We start from the raw sequence: 20,874 nt of genomic DNA on the forward strand, positions 1-20,874 counted from the left end.
ACGCGGTTTTTGCGTTGTGCCGATGGCGTAGCTAACCGCAGGACCATGCTAGCCCGAGCACGTTTCGACTATATTGCAGATAAGCGCCTGGGTTTGGCGATGGCGCCTTAGCCAAGCAAGCGCAGGCACCCCCCTAGTTTAGCGTGCATTTCCACCATTCATCAAAGCCACCAAAAAGGACCCGCTTCCAAACCGGAGCAGGTCCTTTTTGATGGCTCGCCTGAATCAGACCAGTAAATATCCGTTAGGTCAGCCACTGATAGCATGACTCACACCACGGAACCGTGGTCTTCTCAGGTTCACCGCTTAGCACTTAGTTTTCCCGCAACGTCTTCACCACCCACCGCTGCGAATAGCCGTACTGGCGGGCTAATTGACGGGTGTTTTGCCCGTCATAGCGCTCGCGGACGCGTTTGGCTGCCCGGGTGCGTTCGTACAAGTGGGTCGGAATCGTCAGTTGCATCCCCCGATAGTTTTCAAATAATGTCAGCATCGCATCCGTCCCAATCAGCTCACTGAGATCCGCATAAAATGGATTGAGCGCTGCTTCGTCGACCGTTGGTTTTATCATGATTAAAGTCCCCATTTCTGCAGGGGGCGGTTGTGACCCCTTGCTTTATTGTTGGCTTTAGCTTACCCTCGAAGGTAGACGTATCTTGTCTAGTTAGTTCTTTTACTTGTAAAAAGTTCGCCCGAACCGCAACCGGTTTAACCGGCACTTGTGCTAGACAAGTGTCATCCTTGGAGGGATTCCCATGAACGCCGCTTACCGACAACTTTACCTTTTTCAACAACTCTTATCCGATCACCTACTCGTCAAGCAACAGCTGGCTGACCAGTTTGGTGTCGATCCGCGCGCCATCCAGCGCGATTTTCATCAATTAAAAACGTTCATTGCCGATCAACACCTGCCCTACCAGTTACGCTACCGGCGTAAACTTGGCGGCTACCAACTGGTGGCGCACGCCGACAGCATTTCTAAGCCGCTAATCTTAACGATCGTCAAGATTTTACTGGCGAGTCGGGCACTCACGCAAGCGGAGATGGCGACCACGATTAACGGGCTGTTGCGGTTGGTGCCACAACGCGACCAGCGCGACATTCAGCCGATTATTAGTAACGAGCGCCTCTACTACCAACCAGTTCACCACGGTCAGCCGCTACTCCAACGAATTTGGGAACTGAGCCAGCTCATTCCGCGGCAAATGGCGATTACCATCAACTACCATAATCGCCACCACGTCGTTGAGGACCGCACGATTCTCCCCCAAGCGGTTATTTTTTCAGAGTATTACTTCTACTTAGTGGCCTACACGCCGCGCTATCAGGCGGTGCGCTACTATCGCATCGACCGCATCAGCGACTACCACCGTTCCCCGGAAAAAATTACCCGGAACCGCGCCCAACGCGTCGAAGAAGGCCACCTGCGCCACTATTTGCAATACATGCAACCGGGCGACCAGGTGGCCTTACAGTTTGAATTCTTTGGGATTATTGAAGCGGCCTTGGACCGCTTTCCAACGGCCAAGGTGTTAAAACGCTACCCCGACGGTCACGTGCTGATTGAAGCTGAAACCATCGATACCGGCGCTCAAATGTGGCTTTTAAGTCAAGGACCGCTCGTGAAAGTCGTTGCGCCCGCCAGCTTAGTGGCTAAAATCCAAGCGAGCCTGCGGGCTAGTCTCGACCGCTATCACTAACGGCACTTGCGGTTGCGGGCACTTTTACCCGTTGATGTCGGAGATACCATCCCTGGCCCCCAGCATACAACAGGGCCGTCAGCCCCATCGTTAGCGGGGTCGCGCCAACCGTGTCGGCCACTAGCGGCCACTGTTTGAGGGCCAGGTAACTGGCCACCCCGAGCCCCCACGTACCGACGGCGATCCAGTTGATGCCGTGCTGGTACCAATACCGGCCCCCGACCTGATTGAACGCGGCGAGTTGGTAGTGGCGCCGATTTAGCCAGAAATAATCAACGAGAAAAATAGCAATTTCCGGGCCCAGTAGCATGCCAATCATGTCGAGGAAGCCTTCAAAAACGGTCAAAAAGCTGGCAAAGTACAATGGTAAGAACGTGACGACCGTGGCCACCAACGTTACGAGCCAGAGGCTGACCCGTAATGAACAGCGGTGCCACAAGTTAGTGAGCGCCGCACCGGCCGACATCAAGTTCACGGCGTTGGCGGTGGTACTCGTCAAAACAATCACGAGTAACGCCAGCACCCCGAGGCCGAGCTTCGCCGCAATCGTGCTGGGATCCGAGTTATTCGGATCAAACTGATTCAGCGTCACCGCCGTTCCAATCGTGGCTACCAGTCCAATGAGCGCAAACCAGAATAGGCCGACGTTGGCCCCTAAAAAGGAGGCGGTGGTAGCCGCCGATTTTTTGGCCGTAAAGCGGCTAAAGTCCGCCGCGGCCGTCACCCAGGCCAGGTTAAATGCCGCTAACGTATCGGCCGCCATCCCGGATGACATTTTAAGTTGAGTCGGCGGTTGCCAGGCCAGCAGCGCCTGCCACGATACTAACCGGAAAACGGCAATACTTTCCCAAATCACGAAAATAATCACCAAGCCAATCCCCAGCCGCTCAATCCAGCGAATCGAGCGTTCACCGAGGGAAATGCTGACGAGGTGCAGCACGCTCATAATTAAGATTCCCAATACCAAACCACGCTGGCCGCCGGGTTGCCCGTAACGTGGCCAACCTAACAGGCCACTTAACAGGTAACTGATCGACGTTGCCGCAATGAAGGTGTTAACGGCCGCCCAACCGATAAATTGAATCAAGTTGATCAGCGATGGTAGCCGGCTGCCCCGAACGCCGAACGACGCCCGCGTCAACACCATCGCTGGTAACCCGGTCCGGTAACCCATGTAACTGGCTAACGCCAAAAGCACGTAGGCGCAAACCCCAACAATTAGGAGCGTCTTAGAGGCGGTCAACAGCCCACAGGCCGCGATGACGCCGCCGATGTACCAAGTCCCGTTATTCGCGTTAGCCCCCACCCAGGTCGCAAATAAATCCCAGTTCGTCATGTGTCGCCGCTCCCGCGGAATTGGTCGCAAGTGCGCGGGTAGCTGGGCCGTACCGGTCGATTCTGCGTCCCCACTCGTTTTGACGGCTCGCGTTTGTGCCGTTTTATCCATCATCCGTACCACCCTTTCAAGCCCACCACCGCATGAAAAAAGCGGCGGATTTCAACAAAGAGACCGCCGCATTAATCAGTGCGTAAGTGCGCATTAATTTAATTATTAAAAGGTATTCTACGGAGATTTTGAGTAGTCGTCAACTACGCGGTGAACTTGTAATCGGTTCACTTAGTGTTCCAATCGGCTTTATAATATTTTCGTTAACCAACCGGACGCTGACGGTAACTCATGCGGGCCACTACCCGCTTCGCAACGCGCTTAAATAACATCACGCTGAAATAGGCCACGATCACCAGCCACGGGAAAATCCGGGCCGTCGCCACCCAAAACATCAACTGAACCTGTCCCGATAACAATTGCGCCGCCGTTGCCATAATCGCGGTTAAAATAATGGTAAATAAAATATCCTGAAACAAGGCCGACGAACGAACGGTGAATAAGTGATTCACCCAGCGACAAAAACGCGGAATTGGTAAGCAGGTTGTGGAAAACAACGCCACTAACCCGGTGGTCACAATCAAAAAGACCGTACTGTGGAAAACTAATGGTGCCCCCAATAGTACGGGTGTGACGATACTCATGACGGTCGCCATTCCGAACGCCACGATGGTCTTCGCCACCCAAAATGAAACTGATTTAAATTCAGCCATCATCATTTCCTCCAAAGTCATCATAATTAAGTGCTGGCGCGCGCCGCTAGCACTTGCTCATTAATAAACGATAAGTTGGTCACTAAAAAGCCGGCCCCCACCAGCTTTTTAGACGCCAATTACCCGTGTTAGCATGCTAACTAACTTTGTCTTCGACACTTTAACTTTATAATAACTAGGTTAATTGTCAACCTAGTTTGAAGGTTAATTCACAATCCTTAGTTAATTCTAATTAATCAAAACTTGCCGGCCGTAAAAAAAAACGCCGTTCATTCCGAACGACGTTTTTCATTAATTCATCCTTTATAAATGTTTACCGGGCCGTGACCGTCGCCACTTCTTGGTCATGACTAACTTGTCCACTGGTGGATAAGTCAATCTTTTTAGCGTGGGTTGCCGCGTTATCCACAGCCACCTTTACCCGGGTCTTTTCAATTTCGGGTTGGTCCACAAAGGCCAGTGGCGTTTCGGGCGTCACTTCATCGCCTTCGTGTACGTAGAATGCGGGTTCCGCATCCGTTTCGCCTAAATGTAACGTAATCTGCAGTTTACCACTCGTCAAGTGAATGGCACGTTGCTCCGGTGCCAACGCACTAATCTTGCCGCTCACCGGACTGTAAACGTGGTGGCGTTCCGGTACAATCGTGAAACCCGTGTCGTGTTCAGCCAATTGCCCATCTACTGGTGCGTATAACTTAACCTTTTTACCAAATGAAAATAGTCCCATGATCAAAACCTCCTATAATTGTCCGTTAGCGCTAGCAGTAACGACCTTTCAACGTTGTTCACGTTGAACTTCCTTAACTGACTTCATGGTAACGGCTCGAACGGGTTTCAGGTCAAGGGGAAAGTTCAAAAAAGTTTAAATAATTTAAAACGGTCATCAATGGCGTTGGTTTGTATGAATTAAGACGCCGCACTAATTAATGCGGGTCTATGATATTTGGCGTTGATTTGCTATGAAGGCTGCCAATTGAATTTTCAATCAATTCGTTGTGACTAGCAAAATAGCAAGCAAGATTAAGTTAAGTTTAGTAACCATTTTGCGGAATCAGCTTCATTAATTTAGCCTTATTAAAGCATCCCGTGAATCTCAGTATAAAAGTCAGTCTAGCCAGTAGCGGGTGTAACCATGGCTCAACTGCGAAATTATTCTTAGTCGGAAGTGGGTTGCTTCCGACTTAGAATAAGGCTCGAATTTGAGATTGCTCAGTGATTTGCTGAGTGAGCTCAAATCGATGCCCGCAGTGTTCCAGCCACCCGGTTACACCCGCTGCTGGCGGCAACCTCAACACCAATTGGTATAGAGCCATTAATATTGCTATACCGTCATCCTCCAGGTATCCAAACTAAAAAAACACCCCGTCTGCAGACGGAGTGTTAAAACCAACTATCTAGGGTTAGTCAGTGTTTAGTTTGGTCATCCAGATGATCGTATTAACGATGCTAAAGTTAACCGCGCGTCGCGTCCGAGCGATTCATCGTCTAATCACCTGCCCTGACCAAATATGATCAGTTATTTAAAGCTTGTAATGAATTTATTTATCGTTAAGCAACGCTCTGGCTGCTTGTAAAACCTTTTCGCCGTTCATCATGCCGTAATCCGACATGTTAATGATGTCCATCGGAATCCCAACTTTGTCGGTCTTCTTTTTAACGTCATTGGCCATGTAACGCACCTGGGGTCCGAGCATCAAAACGTCCGGATGCGGGTCCGCCGCGAGTTGATGGTCGATATCCGCTGAAGACGTGGCAAAGATTTTATAATCTAAACCGTCCGCTTCAGCAGCCTTTTGCATTTTTGACACGAGTAATGACGTGGACATCCCTGCTGAACAAGCCAGCATAATAATTTTTTCAGCCATAATCAATTAACCTCCTGCTTACATCTTGTCAGTTGCAGCGTTGCCAGCAGCGGCTTCAGCAGCAGCCTTTTCGTCTTCTTGCTTCGTTAAGATGGCATCGTACTTCTTAGCGAATGGGAAGTAGATCGCCGTTGACATAACCAAGGTAATGGTTTGCCAAATGGCCATCTTCCAACCACCAATCAGGAAGCCGGAAATAATCGCTGGTGTCGTCCACGGCGCGGCAAACCCGTTCAGTGGTGGCACAATCCCGAAGCGAATAACCAAGTAAGTTGATAAGGCAACGATAACTGGCGTCAAGAAGAATGGAATTGCTAAGAATGGGTTCATAACAATTGGTAACCCGAACAGGAATGGTTCGTTAATGTTGAACAATGCTGGGATAAATTCAACTTTCCCAATCGTCTTAAATTGAACCGACTTCGCAGCAAATAAGGTAAAGATAACCAACCCAATGGTAATCCCAGAACCAGTCAAGTTAATGAAGTTGTTGTAAAATTCGTTCGTAACAATGTGCGCGCCTTGTTCAACCGTCAATTTGCCGGCTTTATAAAGGTTGGCGTTGTCGAACGTGTTTGGAATTAATAACCCACTGGTGATGGCACCCATGATTAAACCACCATGGACCCCAAAGAACCAGAAGAATGGTACTAAGAACGCGATTACGAGCGCCCCACCAAGTGAATCGGATAACCCTTGCAGTGGCGTTTGAAGAACTTTGTAAATAAATTGCAACATGTCAGTGCTACCAAATGAAGCAAAGGCCGCGTAAATTAACATTGCGACGATTAAGATCACACCGGCTGGAATCATCGCCGTAAATTGGTTCGCAACACTAGCTGGAACTTGTTCTGGTAACGTAATCTTCCAACCTTTGCGAATCATTGCGGAGTATGACCAACCAACTAAAATCCCAACGATGATGGCGGCGATCATCCCTTGACCACCTAACCAGGTAATGTTAATAACCCCAGTTACTGGCGCCTGAACAAAACTTTGAAGGGCGGACGGTAACTTATCAATGTTCGCTGAAACTTGAGAACCAGACATGACCACTTGACCAGCGGCGTTGGTGATCCCAGAACCAGCTTTGCCCATTGCGGCAACCAATGGATTGGCAATGTTCAAAGTTTGAAGTAAGAGGAAGACGGCCATTGACGTTAACCCGGCTGGGAGCGCCTCATAACCTTCATTCCGAACGTAAACGTACGCAATCCCAACGGCTGCCCAGAGTGATAGGACCCCGAACGTCACCGTGTAAGCTTGGTTGAAGAATGCCGACCAACCGGATGCTTTCATGGCATCGGCAACCGACGCAATCGGAATGTTCGATAAGATTAAGAATACCGACCCAATAATGATAAATGGTAACGCGTAAACCATCCCATCTTGTAGGGCTTTAACCGGCTTCGTGTTAACGAACTTCATAATTGGTGGCAAAATTTTGTTGTTAATGAAATTACTAAAAGCATTTCCGCTATTGCTATTTTCCATTACAATTCATCTCCATTTTTTGCTAATACCCCTTGCAGCCAATAATAAGACTTCTTGGGAACCCGTTTTAGATCCTTCAGATCATGGTTGCTACGGTTAACGTAAACGACACCGTAACGTTTTTCCATATCCGCGTGTGAACTTGGAATATCAATCAGTCCCCAACCAAGGTAACCTAAGACCTTAGCGCCATCGATAAACATTGCATCCTTCATTGCTTGGATGTGTTCACGGTGGTAACTGATGCGGGCGTCATCTTGAATTGGATGTTCGCCATCCCAGTGTTCCTTTAAACCAATCCCATTTTCAATCGGGAAAACGGGAACTTGGTACTGATCATAAAGTTTCGTGATCAAATTACGGAAGCCGAGTGGATCAATTGTCCAATCCCAGGCGCTGGCAGGCAGGAAGCGGTTAGTCTCAAACGAATAATTGAGATAGCGGTTCGGAACGGCATCCGCAGGAACCTTGTCCCCGTTGATCACCGTCGAACGATAATAACTAAAGGCTAAAAAATCCGCTTTCATTTTGGCGATTGTTTCTAAATCACCGGCCTGTAAATCAAAGTCAATTCCGTTCTGTTCAACGTAGTGCATGACTTCTGGTGAATAATGACCGTGGACGTAGGCTTCGTTCAAGTTATTGTTTAAGAACTCATCACTCTTGCGCGCCAACATCACGTCAATTGGTTTCGCCGTTTCTGGATAAACTGGTGTGTAAGCCAACATTCCACCGATTTGAACGTCGGTATAGTGACTGTGCACATAATTATCCAAGCGGGCGTGCGCCAACATCGTGTGGTGAAAAATCCGGTACAAGTCATTAATACTCTTGTCACCATGCGTGTAACCAGAAATGTTGAAGACCTCATCGGTAAAGTACAGGTTGTGCTCGTTAAACACGATCCAATACTTCACACGATCAGCGAAGTGGTCAATCATCTTTTCCCCAAAACGGACAAACGCATCTACCGTGTGTCGCGACATGAACCCGTTTTCATTTTCAGCTAACGCTAACGGCATGTCGAAATGGTACAGGCAGATCATCGGGGTAATGCCCCGGGCTAACATCGCGTCGACCAAGCGGTCATAAAACGCGATTCCCTTCGGATTAAAATCACCATCGCCATCGGGAACGACCCGCGACCACGAAATTTGAATGCGGTACATATTCATATGCAACGCCTGCATAATGTCGAGATCTTCTTCGTAGCGGTGGTACTCGTCGATGGCATCGTGCCAATCCGAAGTATTAGCGGTCGCCGGACGAACGTCGTAAACCGAACGTCCCTTGCCGTCTTCGTTCCAAGCACCTTCAGTTTGCATGCTGGAGACTGAGTTTCCCCAGAAAAAATCTTTAGGCATTTGTCGCGCCATTTTCATCATCAACCTCCTTACTTTTTCGGAAAGCGTTTTCCTCACCAAAAATATTAGCCCATCCCAGCCCCAAAATCAATACTTTTTTTGTAAAAATATATACATTTGTTAATTTCAAGGCTGACATTTCATAGTGTGTTACATCAAAAATGCGATAACGACGGCGTTTTCTGCAGTTAAACACCTTTACAAAAGCTTTACTTTTACTGATGACGTTCGTTTAAGTGCCGCAATAATTGACCAACTAAGCTTAATTGGAATTAGAATTTTAGCGAAGTTTGCGCCGGTTGACAATTTTAATGCTCATTTAAATTAACCTACGCAAAACGCCCCCGGCAATTCACCAGAATGAGGTGAGTAACCAGGGACGTTGCGGCACTTACTTGGCCGCCGTTGACGCAAGCAATTGATTTAATTGTTTGTATTGCTGTAACATCCAACTTTGGTAACTAGTTTTAGCCGGCATGGTTTCGGTCACATCCAAAACTGGGACGTTCGCTTGCTGCGCCCGCTTAACCATCGTTTTAACGATTGGATCGCTGACCTGCTTATTTTGAACGAACAACGCGACTTTATGATTCGCTATGCCAGTTTGCATTTGTTGAATTACCTTAGGCGCCGGGTCAGTCCCCTTTTCAACCGCCCGCTCAAAGTTCGCGTTGGCAACGGTCAGCCCAACTGCCGTCAGCGAATAGTCAAAGACGGGCTCACTCACGTACACTTGCTTCGTTGGCAGCTTGGCAACTCGTTGCTTAATGGCGGTTAATTCTTGCGTGACCGGCTTCAATTTCGCTACGTAGCGTTTTGCGTTCGCTTTAAACGTAGCTGCGTTTTCCGGTTGTTGCTTAGCGAAGGTCTTCGCTAAGTAGGTCGCCGTCTGCTGCATCGTCTTGGGCCGGTACCAAAGGTGGGCGTTAGCACCGGTCTTTTTGCCGAGAACGTCTTCTCCAACCCGTACAAAGGTCGCTTGATTCGTTGACTTAACTAACTTATTCATCCAATGATCATAACCGAGGCCGTTCGCCACCACAACGTCAGCTTGACCAACTTGCTTAGCAATCGCCGTGGTTGGCTCGTAGTCGTGCGGATCCACGCTGGGTTGCGTAATGACGGACTTAACTTGAACGTGCTCTCCACCAACGGCCTTGGCAACCTCCCCATAAAAGTTAGTTGTCGAAACCACTTGTAGTTTGTCATTTCCCGCTGATTGCTGTTTCTGACACCCCATCAGGAAACTGATGCTGACGATTGCCACCAAGCTGGCGATTGATCGAACCCATTTTTTTGACACGGTAAACCCTCCAAAAGAATTAAATAGTAATTATTACGTTTTAAAGCATACCAATTCAAAGTGTAAATGTAAATAGTAATTTTTACTATTTACTAAAAAGTGCTAAAAAAGCGCCAGCCACTACGGGCTAGCGCTTCGGGTGTTACTGGTGACAGCTTGCAACGTTCAAGCTTGGCACTCAAACGGCAGGGTTGTTTAAACATCTTGGCTAATTCTTATTATAGTAACTAGCCGCCGGAATTGTCGCCCGCTGACGTCTAAAATCCGCTTCCGGGAGCGGTTGACGGCCATTTTTTTGATAAGTGACTTAATTAATCAACGGTTACTCTGCTAATAGTTGACAAAGCTAACGATTATGTCAAACTAAACTAGTATTATCAATTGGAGGCTTGTAACCATGACAAATCCACGCATCACCCGGTCCTTAATTGTAATGGTGTTCGGAACGTTCTTCGGGATTCTCTGTTCCACCCTGATGAACACCGCCCTCCCACAATTAATGACCGTTTTTAACGTTACCGAAGCACAGGTCCAGTGGGTCACCAACGGTTACATGCTGGTCAACGCACTGATGATTCCGGTCAGTGCCTTCCTGATCAAACGCTTTTCGTTTCGCCACCTATTTCTGATCGCAACGACCATTTTCTTACTTGGGACGACCCTCGGCGCGACTGGAACCTACTTTATCGTGGTCATCATCGCCCGGATGATTCAAGCCATCGGCGCTGGGATGATGATGCCGCTCGTTAACGTTCTCGCCATCCGCTACGCCCAACCGGAAAAGAAGGGCGCCATTATGGGAATTATCGGCTTAGCCTTTAACTTTTCTCCCATTATTGGGCCAACGATTTCAGGAATTATTTTGGACTACCTTTCGTGGCGCTACCTTTTCATTATCATTATTCCATTGATTGCGCTCACGCTACTGGCTGCCTGGTTCATATTACCAAACATCGCCCATAACGAACTCCCCAGCTTTGACTTGCGGGGCCTGATCATCATCAGCATCGGCTTATGGTCGCTACTAATGGGATTATCTAGCATTTCCGCCGCCCACTTCTGGTCGTGGCGGGTCGCCGGGCTGATTGCGGTTGGCCTAATTTTTACCATTATTTTTATTGGTTCCCAACGCAACCACACCGATCCGTTGATCAACCTACACGTCTTCCGCCACAAACAGTTCGTCGTAGCGACCACCATTAACACGCTGATCACGGCCACCATGTACGGCAATACCATTTTACTGCCATTATTAATTCAAACGATTCAGCACCGCAGCGCGCTCGTTTCCGGGCTAGTCGTTTTGCCCGGCGCACTCCTAACGGGGACCCTTTCACGGCTAAGTGGCCGCTTATACGACCGCCTCGACGTTCGCTGGCTCGTGTATACCGGTCTGACGATTGACTGCCTGGGCACGCTCCTGCAAGCGCTGATTGGGACCAACAGCACACCGGTGGTCCTCGCAATTTTCCAAACCGTCCGCCAGTTCGGCTTAGTCACCATGTTAATCCCCCTGCAAACGCACGCCTTGGGGCTCTTACCATACGACATTGTGCCCGACGGCGTGGCAACCTTCAACACGATTCGGCAAGTGGCGGCCTCGTTCGGGACGGCGCTGATCGTGGCGGTCGTCGCCAACGTCAACCAGCACTGGACGCAACAAGCCGGCTTTTACGGCATCACCGCTGGCTTTTTAGTCTGCCTCAGTTTACTGCTAGTCGCCCTAGTCGTGGCGAAGGCGTTAACCAAGCAGAAGCCAACGACATCACAGTCATGAGTAAGCGTTTCTGTACCAATCGATGTTGATATATATGCCGCCAGCAGCGGGTGAAACTGATTCTGCTGAACGTCTATTAAATTAAGTACAACTTTCTTACCCACATATTCTGGTTAACATGCTGAATTTTTAACAAATCAACTGATCTCTTTGTTAGCAGATTAAACCCGCATATCACAGAACCGAATAAGCGCCCCCAGCGACCATTGTGGTTGCTGGGGGCGCTCGTTTTCTGCTGTGTGGCCGAAACGTGTTCCAGGCCAACTGACGCCTGCGCCTACTACGCTAAAGCCACAGTGCCCCAAACCGGCACCATGTCCTTAGCTAGGTAGTGCTCAGCATCAACCCGTTGGTCCTCCACACTCTGCCTTACAGTCGAAACGTGTTCGGCTAGGCTGGTCCTGCGGTTAGCTACGTCACCGGCACCATGCACAAACTCGCCCCCTGCTATATAGCCGAAACGTGCTCAACCCAGCTGACCTCTGCGCTTGCTACGCTAAGGCGCCATCGCCAAGCCCAGGCGATAAACACTTCTCTGCCTTATGGCCGAAACGTGTTCGGCCAGGCTGGTCCTGCGGTTAGCTACGTCACCGGCACTATGCAAAGTTCGCATACCACCGGTGGCTAGGCTAATCCTCAGACCAACCCGCCTGGCCTCGCACTCTTCAAAAATTTCTTCATCTCCCTACGACTCCCAAACATCCGCGCCACCTTTGCCTGCTCCAACTGACGCGCATCCATTCCCTGGTACTGCATCTCTCGCTGCAACTTGCGATAACTCGCCAAACGCTCCGGCGATAGCTCGCCCGCTTCCACGGCCTTCCGCACCGCACAGCCCGGTTCCGTCTCATGCTGACAATCCCGGAAATGGCACTTCGCCGCCAACGTCGCAATATCCACAAAACTGCGGTCCAAATCACCCGCAACCAGTTGCAATTCACGCATCCCCGGGGTATCGATCACGACCGCCCCCGCCGGTAACCGCAACAACTGTCGGTGCGTCGTCGCGTGGCGTCCATGGGCATCCGCACTGCGAATCGTCTTCGTCGTCATCACTTCGGCACCCATTAACCGGTTAATTAAGGTCGATTTACCGACTCCCGACGACCCAATAAACGCGACCGACTGGCCCGCCTTTAAGTACGGCGTTAATTCCGATAAGCCGGTACCCATTTCAGCTGAACAGCTGATGACTGGCACCCCAATCGTAACGGGTTCCAATTCAGCTAACTGTTCAGCTAAATTGTTCGTGACGTCCGCCTTGGTTAGCACCACGACCGGCTGCGCACCACTTTCCCAGACCATCGTGAGGTAGCGTTCAATTCGCCTTACATTAAAGTTGGCGTTCAGCGACATACAAATAAACACGGTGTTCAAGTTGGCCGCAATCAATTGGCCCTGACCATCACCGACAGCCGCACCGCGGACAAGCACGCTCTGACGCGGTAAAATCGTCTGAATTTGGGCCTGATCACTATCCGTCGCCGTCAGTAGGACCCAGTCACCAACCGTTGGAAAATCCACGTTACCGCTGGCCTGATGGCGTTGGTGCCCACTAACCATTGCCGTCAATTCACCAGTGGCCGTGATGACTTGGTAAAATTCGCGGTGCTGGGCCGTGACCCGGGCAAGCGTCATCGTGGGTTGTTGGTCGGCAGTGGCCTTTAAAGTTGGGGTTAAACCATAATTATTTAAATTAATTGTCATTATTTTATAAATTCCTCTCAGGCGCACCCCCCACCTAGTGATTGACCAAAAAAGCGCAAAAAAAGACGCCGTCAAATGACCGCGTCGCCGAGTTGGCGGGTCGCGGATGTCAATCATATTCAACTAGGTATTGGGGTACACAAAACTAGCGCGAGCCGTAGCTCACTTCAGTAATTGTCAATAACCTAGCCGATGACCGACATCCAGCAACCCTCCTTCACATAAGTTACAGTTACAATAGCATGGTTCAAAAATTTAGTCAATTAAAAAAATCAACGCACCGCGTTCCCGTAGTTATTAGTAACCCCCTAAGAAAGGACGTGTTATCTTGATTACTACCTGGTTTCCTGATGATCCGCTGTACAACCGCTACTACCCAGACAATCCCGCCTACCGGCACTACTTTGAATTTGAATGGGGCGTTCCTTCCCATGACGACGCCCAACTCTTCGAAATGCTCAGTTTAAGTGGCTTTGCGGCCGGGCTCAACTGGCGTAGTGTCCTGAATAAGCGCGCCGCGTTTCGGCGCGCATTCGCTAACTGGCAACTTGAACGGATCATTGACTTAGACGTTACTTCACTCCAAAACGACCCCACCATCATCCGCAACCACCGTAAAATCCAAGCCGTCCGCCACAACGCCCAACTCGTGCTTGCGATTCAACGGCACCAAACTTTCGACCAGTACCTCTGGCAGCAAATCGGTTACCAGCAACACCGCCTGATTGTTAGCCGTTACGCGGACCTGCCACGAACCAGTACGGTCGGTGATCAACTCGCAGCCACCCTTAAGCAAGCCGGCTTTCAATTTGTTGGCCCGGTCACGGTCCACGCCTGGCTCGTAACCGTTGGCCTGATTCACGCCCGCCCCGACCAACGGGGACTAGTCCGGCCGCGACCCGGAAAAACTAATTTGCCTACCTAAATTGAACAATTAAGGTCATTATTTAGTGAATTTAAGCTAAAACTAATGAATTACCTATCGCTATTCGAAATTTAATCGACTATACTGGAAATAACGTTTACCGGCCTGATCAGTTGATCAGTGGTAAACGTTATTTCATCGCGAAAGGTGGTTCAACCATGACCTGGTCCGAGTGGAAAATTCCACCATTTATTACCAGTGTATTTTTTGTCCTTGGCGTTTTAACGCTTTTTTGGGTCTCAATCAACTGGATTTTGACCGCGATTCGAACGCACCACCTTAAAATTAAAGATACGACCGTTAATACTTGGTACGGCTTCATTTATATGATTGTCTTTGCCTTCAGTATGCAGGCGTTAATTGCCGGCTCTCCCGAATCTTGGATTTTCATGAACTTTCAGTTAATTGCCGTTACGTTCTGCGGCTACTTCCTAAACATTCACGTGAAGTACTATTACTTAATTCTAATCGACGTTGCTTTCATGCTTTTCAACGGGTCGTACGGGTCCTGGCAATCATGGCTCCACGGCCTGACCCTGTTAGGATTCTTCCTGACACTTGGCTGGCTTCGCGAAAATTTAGCGGACCATCCGTGGCAGTTTCGGGCACTCGTCTACCACGTTACTTGCGTTGGCTTTGGGAGTGTTTTATGGCTACTAATGAAGCTCAAGTTCACCCTCGACTGGCCCACTTACTGGCAAGAACTGGGCTATCTCGCCATTTTTGAGGTTCTGCTTTACATTTACGCTAGCATGCTCGCAAATAACACCCAGTTGGAAAATCAGTTAGTTGCCTTTGCGAACCGTGACGCCCTCACGAGTACGGGAAACTATGCCGCGTATACGACTGAAATCAATTATCGTTTTCAAACGAGCAGCAAAAACAGCTTGAAGCTTTCAATGATGATGTTTGATATCGACCATTTTAAACGTTTCAACGATACTTACGGCCACTTAGCGGGCGACGAAATTTTAAAACACGTCGTCAGTATTGCCCAAGCGGTGTTGGACGTCAACGACCCCGGTGCTAAATTATTTCGGACCGGTGGTGAGGAATTCAACATTGTTTTCCCTAACTACGATTTGCACGATACGATGCCAATCGTGACCCAAATCTTTAGTGCCGTTAACCACCTTGAGGTTCCGTTTAACGAGCAGCGTTTGCAGATTTCAATTTCAGTGGGGGTCTCGTCCCTTTCGAGTGCGGATAAGACCGCGACGGATTTTTACAAGCGGGTCGACCAAAACCTATACTATTCTAAGGAACACGGTCGAATGCAGATAACGGCGAAATAGAATGCAAAGAGTGTGAGGACTAGCGCTTTGGTCTGAGGATTAGCCTAGCCACCGGTAGTATGCGAACTGTGCATGGTGCCGGTGGCGTAGCTAACCGCAGGACCATGCTAGTCCGAGCACGTTTCGACTGTATCGCAGAAAAGCGCCCGGTTTTGGCATTGTGTCCTTAGCGTAGCAAGCGCAGATACCAGTCGGCCCGAACACGTTTCGACTACCTCGCAGGTATTGAGCACTGCCTAGCTAAGGCGTTATCGCCTGGGTTTGGCGATGGTGTCTTAGCGTAGCAGGCGCAGATACCAGTCGGTCCAAAACGTTTCATTTAAATGTAAAAATAAGGCTGTGACACGCGTCACAGCCTTGTTTTGTGATACTTATCATTCTAACTCTAACTGCACAGTCAGCGGAATCGGCTCCTGATTCATCAGTGCTTGTAACCGCGAAAACAGCATTAAGATCCAACCAAACGAAATCGCAAAGGCCTGAATTTCAAAGGCCGTCAGCGACGGAAAGTTAAACCAGCGAAAGCCGAAGTTCAACACCAGTAAAACCGCGCCAACGCCGTAGGATAGCCAGACAAAGTCCTTCGTCACACCGGGAAGTAGCCAGCGAATTCCAATAATTAACACGATTAAAATTGTCACCAAAGCGCCAGCGACCAAATCGTGGAGTAAATGAAATTGATTATTATTCGGGAACGCCCCAACGGCTCCCAGGTCAATCGCGAGCAGCGTTAACAGCCCTCTCAAACTAGAAGTCCGCCACGTCCGCGTATAGATTTGACTCAGGGAAACGAAGATGTAATCAATCAGCACGACCATTAGCAACGCCGAAAAGATTAGGGTCAGGTTAAACTGCCAAGCGTTGCGGGCACTTTCCGTCCCAAGAAAGCTCAGGTTATGTTGCCACCAGCGACGTTGGCCGTTAGCAGCCATTGAGATGACGCAGCCACTCACGATGACGACCGTTAACACCGTCGAAAGCATCCGGCCACTAATCGTGAGTGCCGCTCCAATCATGAAGGCGTCGGCAAAGTAGGTAAACAACGCAACTAGCAAAAACGACGTGACCCGGTCAAAAACCACCTTCGGAAAGAGTAGTTCTAGGACCCAGAAAGCCCCCACGAGCGCGAACGCTAAAATTAAAACGAACGCGATCGTAATCACCGGAAAGTTCCGCCAATAAATATGCTTTGAAAAGCGCTTATCGGGGTCCTGGCGCGTCTTCAAGAAAAAACCGATAAATAAAATTGCCCCGGTCAACAAACCGGTCACAATTGACAGACTGGCAATCGATTGGCTACCGGTCAAGCCCACCGGCGCCACGCCCTGCCGCCACCAATATCCGTAGCTGGCAAGCCCAGCTAGTAACGCAATGATCAATGGCCAAATAACGAGGTAGAGTTGGCGTTGAGCCGGTGGCGTTTGCCCCGGCTTAGCCAATACCAACTCACCATTCCGAACTCGAACCTGGACCTGTTCATCTGGTTGAATCCCTGCGCGTACAAACGCCGACGCGGGAATCGTTACCCGTACTCGTTTTTCCTGCCCTGCCATGCTCTTCTTTCCCCACTTCGTTATTAGTCAAATACCATTTGGTTGCGGTATAGTTCCGCATAAAAGCCATTTTCGTTCAATAATTGGGCGTGATTACCCTGTTCAATAATCGCGCCATCTTTCAATACCACAATCTTATCCGCATTCAGGATGGTCTTCAAGCGATGTGCAATCACAAAGCTAGTCCGCCCCTGAATAACGTTGTCCATCGCCGCTTGAATATTCGCTTCCGTAACCGTATCAACGTTGGACGTCGCTTCGTCTAAAATCAACAGGCGCGGATTCGTTAAAATTGTCCGGGCAATCGACATCAATTGCTTTTGTCCCGCTGAGAAGATGCTCTGTTCGTCGGAAACTTCGGTCTCGTAACCCGCTGGCAGACTGACGATAAAGTCGTGAATGTTAGCCTGCTTGGCGGCCGCAATCACCCGTTCCATTCTGGCGGTTGGGTCACCATAACGAATATTGTCAGCGATTGTCCCCGTAAAGAGTTGCGGCTCCTGGAGCACAATGCCGACGTTTTTGCGGAGCGCCTGCAAATCAAAGCGCCGAATGTCAGTCCCGTCAAACGTAATCCGACCGCTATCGACATCGTAAAAGCGGTTGAGTAAGTTCATTACGGTGGTTTTCCCCGAACCGGTAGGACCAACGAGGGCGACCATTTCGCCGGGGTGCACGTCGATGGTGATGCCGTGCAAAATTTCCTTGTCCGGGACGTAACTAAAGCGGACGTTATCAATTTTCAGGCCGGAATCAATCCCCTGAAGCGCAAGCCCATCGGTGGGGTTGACCTCGTCGGGTTGCCGGCGGACCTCATCGACCCGGCGCGCACCGGTGATGGCTAGCTGAATCATGCTGTACAAACTCGTCAAGGACATGATTGGTTGGTAATACTGTTGCGCGTAGTTGACGAACACGACCACGAGCGCTAACGCCGCGCCAGTACTCATTTGGCCATTTAACGCGAGCCACGAGCCAAAGAAGATCACGATGGCGGTGTTGAGCAGCGACATTCCCTGCATCAGGGGGTTCAAAATCCCAGACCAAATTTGACCGCTCAAAGCCGATTGCCGGACCTTCGCGTTATAGGCGTGGAACCCTTTCAGCGAATCCTGTTGCAAGCCGTTAGTAATCAAAATCTTTTGCCCGGTAATCTGTTCGTTGATGTACCCGTTCAGGCGGCCAATGTCGTCTTGTTGGCGGTTGACGGCTACGCCAGCTTTACGCATGACGAGCGCCGCGACAATCAGCGCAACCGGGGTTGATGCCATTGTGACCCAGGCCATCGTAACGTTTTGATTAAACATCACGATCAGTAGGCCCACAAACTGGGCGACGGCGAGTAAAATTTCAAGCAAGGCCTGATTCATCGCGTTAAAAATATTGTCTAAATCTGACGTGAAGCGCGCCAAAATATCCCCGTCACTGTGGGTATCAAAGTATTGTACCCGCATCCGTTGCATTTTCCGGAACAGGCCGACCCGCATCGTCCCCGTTGAATAGGCGGTCACCCGCGCTAAAATCAAACTAGAGATAAAAATCGAAGCCGCGTCCCCGGCGTACAACAGGACGTAAATGACCAACGTATGGTTAAAACTGCCCAGGCTGGCCTGCCCGCGGGTCGCGGGATTGGTCCATTGTTGTAAATACTGGGTCAATTCTTCAACCGCCCGCCCCAAGTAGGTCGGGGCAATGACGATGCACCACGTTGAAAAGGCAATTAAGATAACGCTAATGGCAAATCCCCGCCAGTAACGCTTCAAGTAGTGCCAGTAGTACTTACCGGCAATTTTTAAATCGCTCATTTGAGCCCCTCCTCACGTGCTTTTTGTGTTTGGTAAATGGCCTGATAAATAGCACTGGATTGCAGAAGGGTTTGGTGCGTCCCCTGACCAGCGATGCGACCGTTATCCAGCACTAGAATTTGGTCGGCACGAATGATCGATGCAATTTTTTCAGCAATCACGATGGTCGTCGTCCGTTTGAGCTCGCGATCCAGCGCTTCTTGAACTAGTTTTTCGGAACGGGCATCCAATGCCGAAGTCGCGTCATCCAAAATCAAAATTTCTGGATTCGCAATCACCCCACGGGTAATCGCCAACCGTTGCTTTTGACCACCCGAAAAGTTTTGTGAGCGTTCTTCAACCGGCGCATCGTAAGTTTGTGGTAAGCGCTCGATAAACTCAGCCGACTGCGCCACGTTGGCCGCCCACTGCATTTGGCGCACCTGGGCATCCGGCTTAACTTGCCGCAAGTTACCGGCAATCGTCCCCGAAAACAACGTCGAGCGTTGTAGGACGTAGGCCACGGTCGCCCGTAACGTCTTTTCGGGCAAGTCGCGAACGTCGACCCCGCCAATTTTAATTTGGCCGGCGTCGGGATCATACAAGCGGGCGATCAACTGGGCAAGGGTCGTCTTACCAGACCCCGTCGCCCCAACGATGCCGAGCATTGAACCGGCGGGCACCGTAAAGCTCACGTCGCGTAAGGTGGGGCGGTCGTCACCCGGATACGTGAAGGTCACGTGTTCAAAGCTAATCTCGCCGCTCACGTGGTCGGTACCGTCCGGAACGTACTGCATACTTGGTTCGGTGGCGAGCACTTCGTCAATCCGGCCAATCGAAATAAAGGCCCGCGCGGCAAAGGTCATCAAAAAGCCCCCGTTAATCACGGCGTATAAAATTTGCATTAAGTACGAAATAAAACTCGTAATCGCAGCCAAGTAGCCCGGATGGGTCGTAATACTTTGCCCAACTAAATAAACCGCGACCCCCACGGCTAAGTTAGCCGTCAGGAAGAAAATTGGCATTAAGATCGCAAACCAGTAACCAATTTTAGCGGTCACCGCCGTCAATTCGTCCGATTTTTCGGAGAATTTACGAATTTCGTTTGGCTCTTGAACGAACGATTTAACGACCCGAATCCCCATTAGGTTTTCACGGGCCACCGTGTTGACGTTTTCAATATCTTGCTGGGTCTGACCGAAGTAAACCGTCATTCGGCGCATCGCAAAGACTGCCGCCGCCACGATCAAGAGCATCATTACGATGATGACCCACCACTGTTCGGGCATGGTCACGACCGCTAAAATAAACGCCCCGATGAACAGGAGCGGAATCCGCGTAATTTGTTGAAAACTGGCCATCACAATTTGTTGAACTTGGTTAATGTCGTTAGTCATTCGGACGACCAGGTTGGACGCCGAAAATTTCTCAACGTCGGCAAACGCCAGCGTTTGAACCTTCGCGTACAGGTCGGCCCGCAAGTCGGTAGCGACTCCCAGCGCGACCTTGGCAGAATAAATCGTATTCACGACCCCGCCAATAATACCTAGCACGGCTAACCCGAGCAGCAGCATCCCCTGATAGAGTACCGTCGTTTGGTCATTTTTAATGATTGCGTTCATAATCACTTGTAGCAAGCGGGGTTGCCACAACGTTGCAAAAACGAGCACAATCACGGATAGCAAAGCTAACCAGACGTCGCGCCGATACCGTTTAAAATATGGGATCAATCGTTTCATTGAATATCCCCTCCTTAGTCGTCTGATATCCAGATTACCTGATATTAATTATTTGAACAATCTAAATATTAAAAATTTTTAATTTATTTTAAAATGAGTAATATTCACGCATTATCAGGAATTTTACTGAACCAGGTTAAGTTTAGCACGTTCCCGCCATTTGCGACCGGACAAACCACCCGTTTCCGGGAAAATAACCGCGGAGACGCAAAAAACCATGGGTGCGGTTAACGCGATTTTTTCGCAACCACACTCATGGTTTTCTCAC

General features: G+C 49.7%; 16 protein-coding genes. 4 read left to right on the forward strand and 12 right to left on the reverse strand.

Features of this window, described 5'->3' with window-relative positions:
* Positions 1-313: 313 nt before the first annotated feature.
* Positions 314-571: a Mor transcription activator family protein gene (locus FFM79_RS04135; RefSeq protein ID WP_137642211.1), complete on the reverse strand. Its 258-nt coding sequence runs from the start codon at positions 569-571 to the stop codon at positions 314-316.
* Between the two features lie 184 nt (positions 572-755).
* On the opposite strand from FFM79_RS04135, the gene FFM79_RS04140 reads away from it, so the two are divergent.
* Complete coding sequence (locus tag FFM79_RS04140) at positions 756-1,700, forward strand: helix-turn-helix transcriptional regulator (RefSeq protein WP_137642212.1); 945 nt, start codon at positions 756-758, stop codon at positions 1,698-1,700.
* Here FFM79_RS04140 and FFM79_RS04145 read toward each other — a convergent pair.
* The 7 genes from FFM79_RS04145 to FFM79_RS04180 form a co-directional block, all read right to left on the reverse strand.
* Entirely contained in the window at positions 1,678-3,150 is a 1,473-nt protein-coding gene (locus FFM79_RS04145; RefSeq protein ID WP_225424377.1) for a cytosine permease, read from the reverse strand. The genes FFM79_RS04140 and FFM79_RS04145 overlap by 23 nt on opposite strands.
* Positions 3,151-3,350: 200 nt before the next feature.
* Positions 3,351-3,800, reverse strand: coding sequence for a hypothetical protein (locus FFM79_RS04150; protein WP_137642213.1), 450 nt, complete (start codon positions 3,798-3,800; stop codon positions 3,351-3,353).
* Between the two features lie 313 nt (positions 3,801-4,113).
* The gene (locus FFM79_RS04155; RefSeq protein ID WP_137642214.1) at positions 4,114-4,527 is read right to left on the reverse strand and encodes a PTS glucose transporter subunit IIA; all 414 of its coding nucleotides are present in this window, start codon (positions 4,525-4,527) and stop codon (positions 4,114-4,116) included.
* 811 nt (positions 4,528-5,338) lie between these two features.
* Positions 5,339-5,665 (reverse strand): PTS sugar transporter subunit IIB, encoded by a 327-nt coding sequence (locus FFM79_RS04165; protein ID WP_137642215.1) that lies wholly within the window; start codon positions 5,663-5,665, stop codon positions 5,339-5,341.
* Positions 5,666-5,683: 18 nt separating this feature from the next.
* Positions 5,684-7,159, reverse strand: coding sequence for a PTS sugar transporter subunit IIC (locus FFM79_RS04170; protein WP_137642216.1), 1,476 nt, complete (start codon positions 7,157-7,159; stop codon positions 5,684-5,686).
* Positions 7,159-8,541, reverse strand: coding sequence for a glycoside hydrolase family 1 protein (locus FFM79_RS04175; RefSeq protein WP_137642217.1), 1,383 nt, complete (start codon positions 8,539-8,541; stop codon positions 7,159-7,161). Before FFM79_RS04175 ends, FFM79_RS04170 begins: the two co-directional genes overlap by 1 nt.
* Positions 8,542-8,914: 373 nt before the next feature.
* Positions 8,915-9,763, reverse strand: coding sequence for a metal ABC transporter solute-binding protein, Zn/Mn family (locus FFM79_RS04180; protein ID WP_137642326.1), 849 nt, complete (start codon positions 9,761-9,763; stop codon positions 8,915-8,917).
* Positions 9,764-10,223: 460 nt separating this feature from the next.
* On the opposite strand from FFM79_RS04180, the gene FFM79_RS04185 reads away from it, so the two are divergent.
* Positions 10,224-11,603: a DHA2 family efflux MFS transporter permease subunit gene (locus FFM79_RS04185; RefSeq protein WP_137642218.1), complete on the forward strand. Its 1,380-nt coding sequence runs from the start codon at positions 10,224-10,226 to the stop codon at positions 11,601-11,603.
* A gap of 636 nt (positions 11,604-12,239) precedes the next feature.
* On the opposite strand, the gene rsgA is transcribed toward FFM79_RS04185, so the two are convergent.
* Positions 12,240-13,310: a ribosome small subunit-dependent GTPase A gene (rsgA, locus tag FFM79_RS04190; protein ID WP_137642219.1), complete on the reverse strand. Its 1,071-nt coding sequence runs from the start codon at positions 13,308-13,310 to the stop codon at positions 12,240-12,242.
* Between the two features lie 328 nt (positions 13,311-13,638).
* On the opposite strand from rsgA, the gene FFM79_RS04195 reads away from it, so the two are divergent.
* On the forward strand, positions 13,639-14,235 hold the full coding sequence (locus FFM79_RS04195; RefSeq protein WP_137642220.1) for a DNA-3-methyladenine glycosylase I: 597 nt from the start codon (positions 13,639-13,641) through the stop codon (positions 14,233-14,235).
* Positions 14,236-14,393: 158 nt separating this feature from the next.
* Positions 14,394-15,530: a GGDEF domain-containing protein gene (locus tag FFM79_RS04200; protein WP_137642221.1), complete on the forward strand. Its 1,137-nt coding sequence runs from the start codon at positions 14,394-14,396 to the stop codon at positions 15,528-15,530.
* A 374-nt stretch (positions 15,531-15,904) separates the two neighbouring features.
* On the opposite strand, the gene FFM79_RS04205 is transcribed toward FFM79_RS04200, so the two are convergent.
* Genes FFM79_RS04205 through FFM79_RS04215 form a run of 3 tightly spaced genes read right to left on the reverse strand, consistent with a single transcriptional unit; the run spans position 15,905 to position 20,606 of the window.
* Positions 15,905-17,083, reverse strand: coding sequence for a DUF998 domain-containing protein (locus FFM79_RS04205; protein ID WP_137642222.1), 1,179 nt, complete (start codon positions 17,081-17,083; stop codon positions 15,905-15,907).
* 23 nt (positions 17,084-17,106) lie between these two features.
* On the reverse strand, positions 17,107-18,888 hold the full coding sequence (locus tag FFM79_RS04210; protein ID WP_137642223.1) for an ABC transporter ATP-binding protein: 1,782 nt from the start codon (positions 18,886-18,888) through the stop codon (positions 17,107-17,109).
* Positions 18,885-20,606 (reverse strand): ABC transporter ATP-binding protein, encoded by a 1,722-nt coding sequence (locus tag FFM79_RS04215; RefSeq protein ID WP_137642224.1) that lies wholly within the window; start codon positions 20,604-20,606, stop codon positions 18,885-18,887. Before FFM79_RS04215 ends, FFM79_RS04210 begins: the two co-directional genes overlap by 4 nt.
* Positions 20,607-20,874 lie beyond the last annotated feature (268 nt).

Source organism: Lactiplantibacillus modestisalitolerans (assembly GCF_005405425.1).
GTDB classification, from domain to species: Bacteria; Bacillota; Bacilli; order Lactobacillales; family Lactobacillaceae; genus Lactiplantibacillus; species Lactiplantibacillus modestisalitolerans.

Excerpts from the sequence above, each read along its gene's own strand:
- FFM79_RS04200 (WP_137642221.1), top strand. The coding sequence starts at position 14,394 with ATGACCTGGTCCGAGTGGAAAATTCCACCATTTATTACCAGTGTATTT.
- FFM79_RS04165 (WP_137642215.1), bottom strand. The coding sequence starts at position 5,665 with ATGGCTGAAAAAATTATTATGCTGGCTTGTTCAGCAGGGATGTCCACG.
- FFM79_RS04145 (WP_225424377.1), bottom strand. The coding sequence starts at position 3,150 with ATGATGGATAAAACGGCACAAACGCGAGCCGTCAAAACGAGTGGGGAC.
- FFM79_RS04140 (WP_137642212.1), top strand. The coding sequence starts at position 756 with ATGAACGCCGCTTACCGACAACTTTACCTTTTTCAACAACTCTTATCC.
- FFM79_RS04180 (WP_137642326.1), bottom strand. The coding sequence starts at position 9,763 with ATGGGGTGTCAGAAACAGCAATCAGCGGGAAATGACAAACTACAAGTG.
- FFM79_RS04155 (WP_137642214.1), bottom strand. The coding sequence starts at position 4,527 with ATGGGACTATTTTCATTTGGTAAAAAGGTTAAGTTATACGCACCAGTA.
- FFM79_RS04205 (WP_137642222.1), bottom strand. The coding sequence starts at position 17,083 with ATGGCAGGGCAGGAAAAACGAGTACGGGTAACGATTCCCGCGTCGGCG.
- FFM79_RS04175 (WP_137642217.1), bottom strand. The coding sequence starts at position 8,541 with ATGAAAATGGCGCGACAAATGCCTAAAGATTTTTTCTGGGGAAACTCA.
- FFM79_RS04210 (WP_137642223.1), bottom strand. The coding sequence starts at position 18,888 with ATGAGCGATTTAAAAATTGCCGGTAAGTACTACTGGCACTACTTGAAG.
- FFM79_RS04170 (WP_137642216.1), bottom strand. The coding sequence starts at position 7,159 with ATGGAAAATAGCAATAGCGGAAATGCTTTTAGTAATTTCATTAACAAC.
- FFM79_RS04135 (WP_137642211.1), bottom strand. The coding sequence starts at position 571 with ATGATAAAACCAACGGTCGACGAAGCAGCGCTCAATCCATTTTATGCG.
- FFM79_RS04185 (WP_137642218.1), top strand. The coding sequence starts at position 10,224 with ATGACAAATCCACGCATCACCCGGTCCTTAATTGTAATGGTGTTCGGA.
- rsgA (WP_137642219.1), bottom strand. The coding sequence starts at position 13,310 with ATGACAATTAATTTAAATAATTATGGTTTAACCCCAACTTTAAAGGCC.
- FFM79_RS04215 (WP_137642224.1), bottom strand. The coding sequence starts at position 20,606 with ATGAAACGATTGATCCCATATTTTAAACGGTATCGGCGCGACGTCTGG.
- FFM79_RS04150 (WP_137642213.1), bottom strand. The coding sequence starts at position 3,800 with ATGGCTGAATTTAAATCAGTTTCATTTTGGGTGGCGAAGACCATCGTG.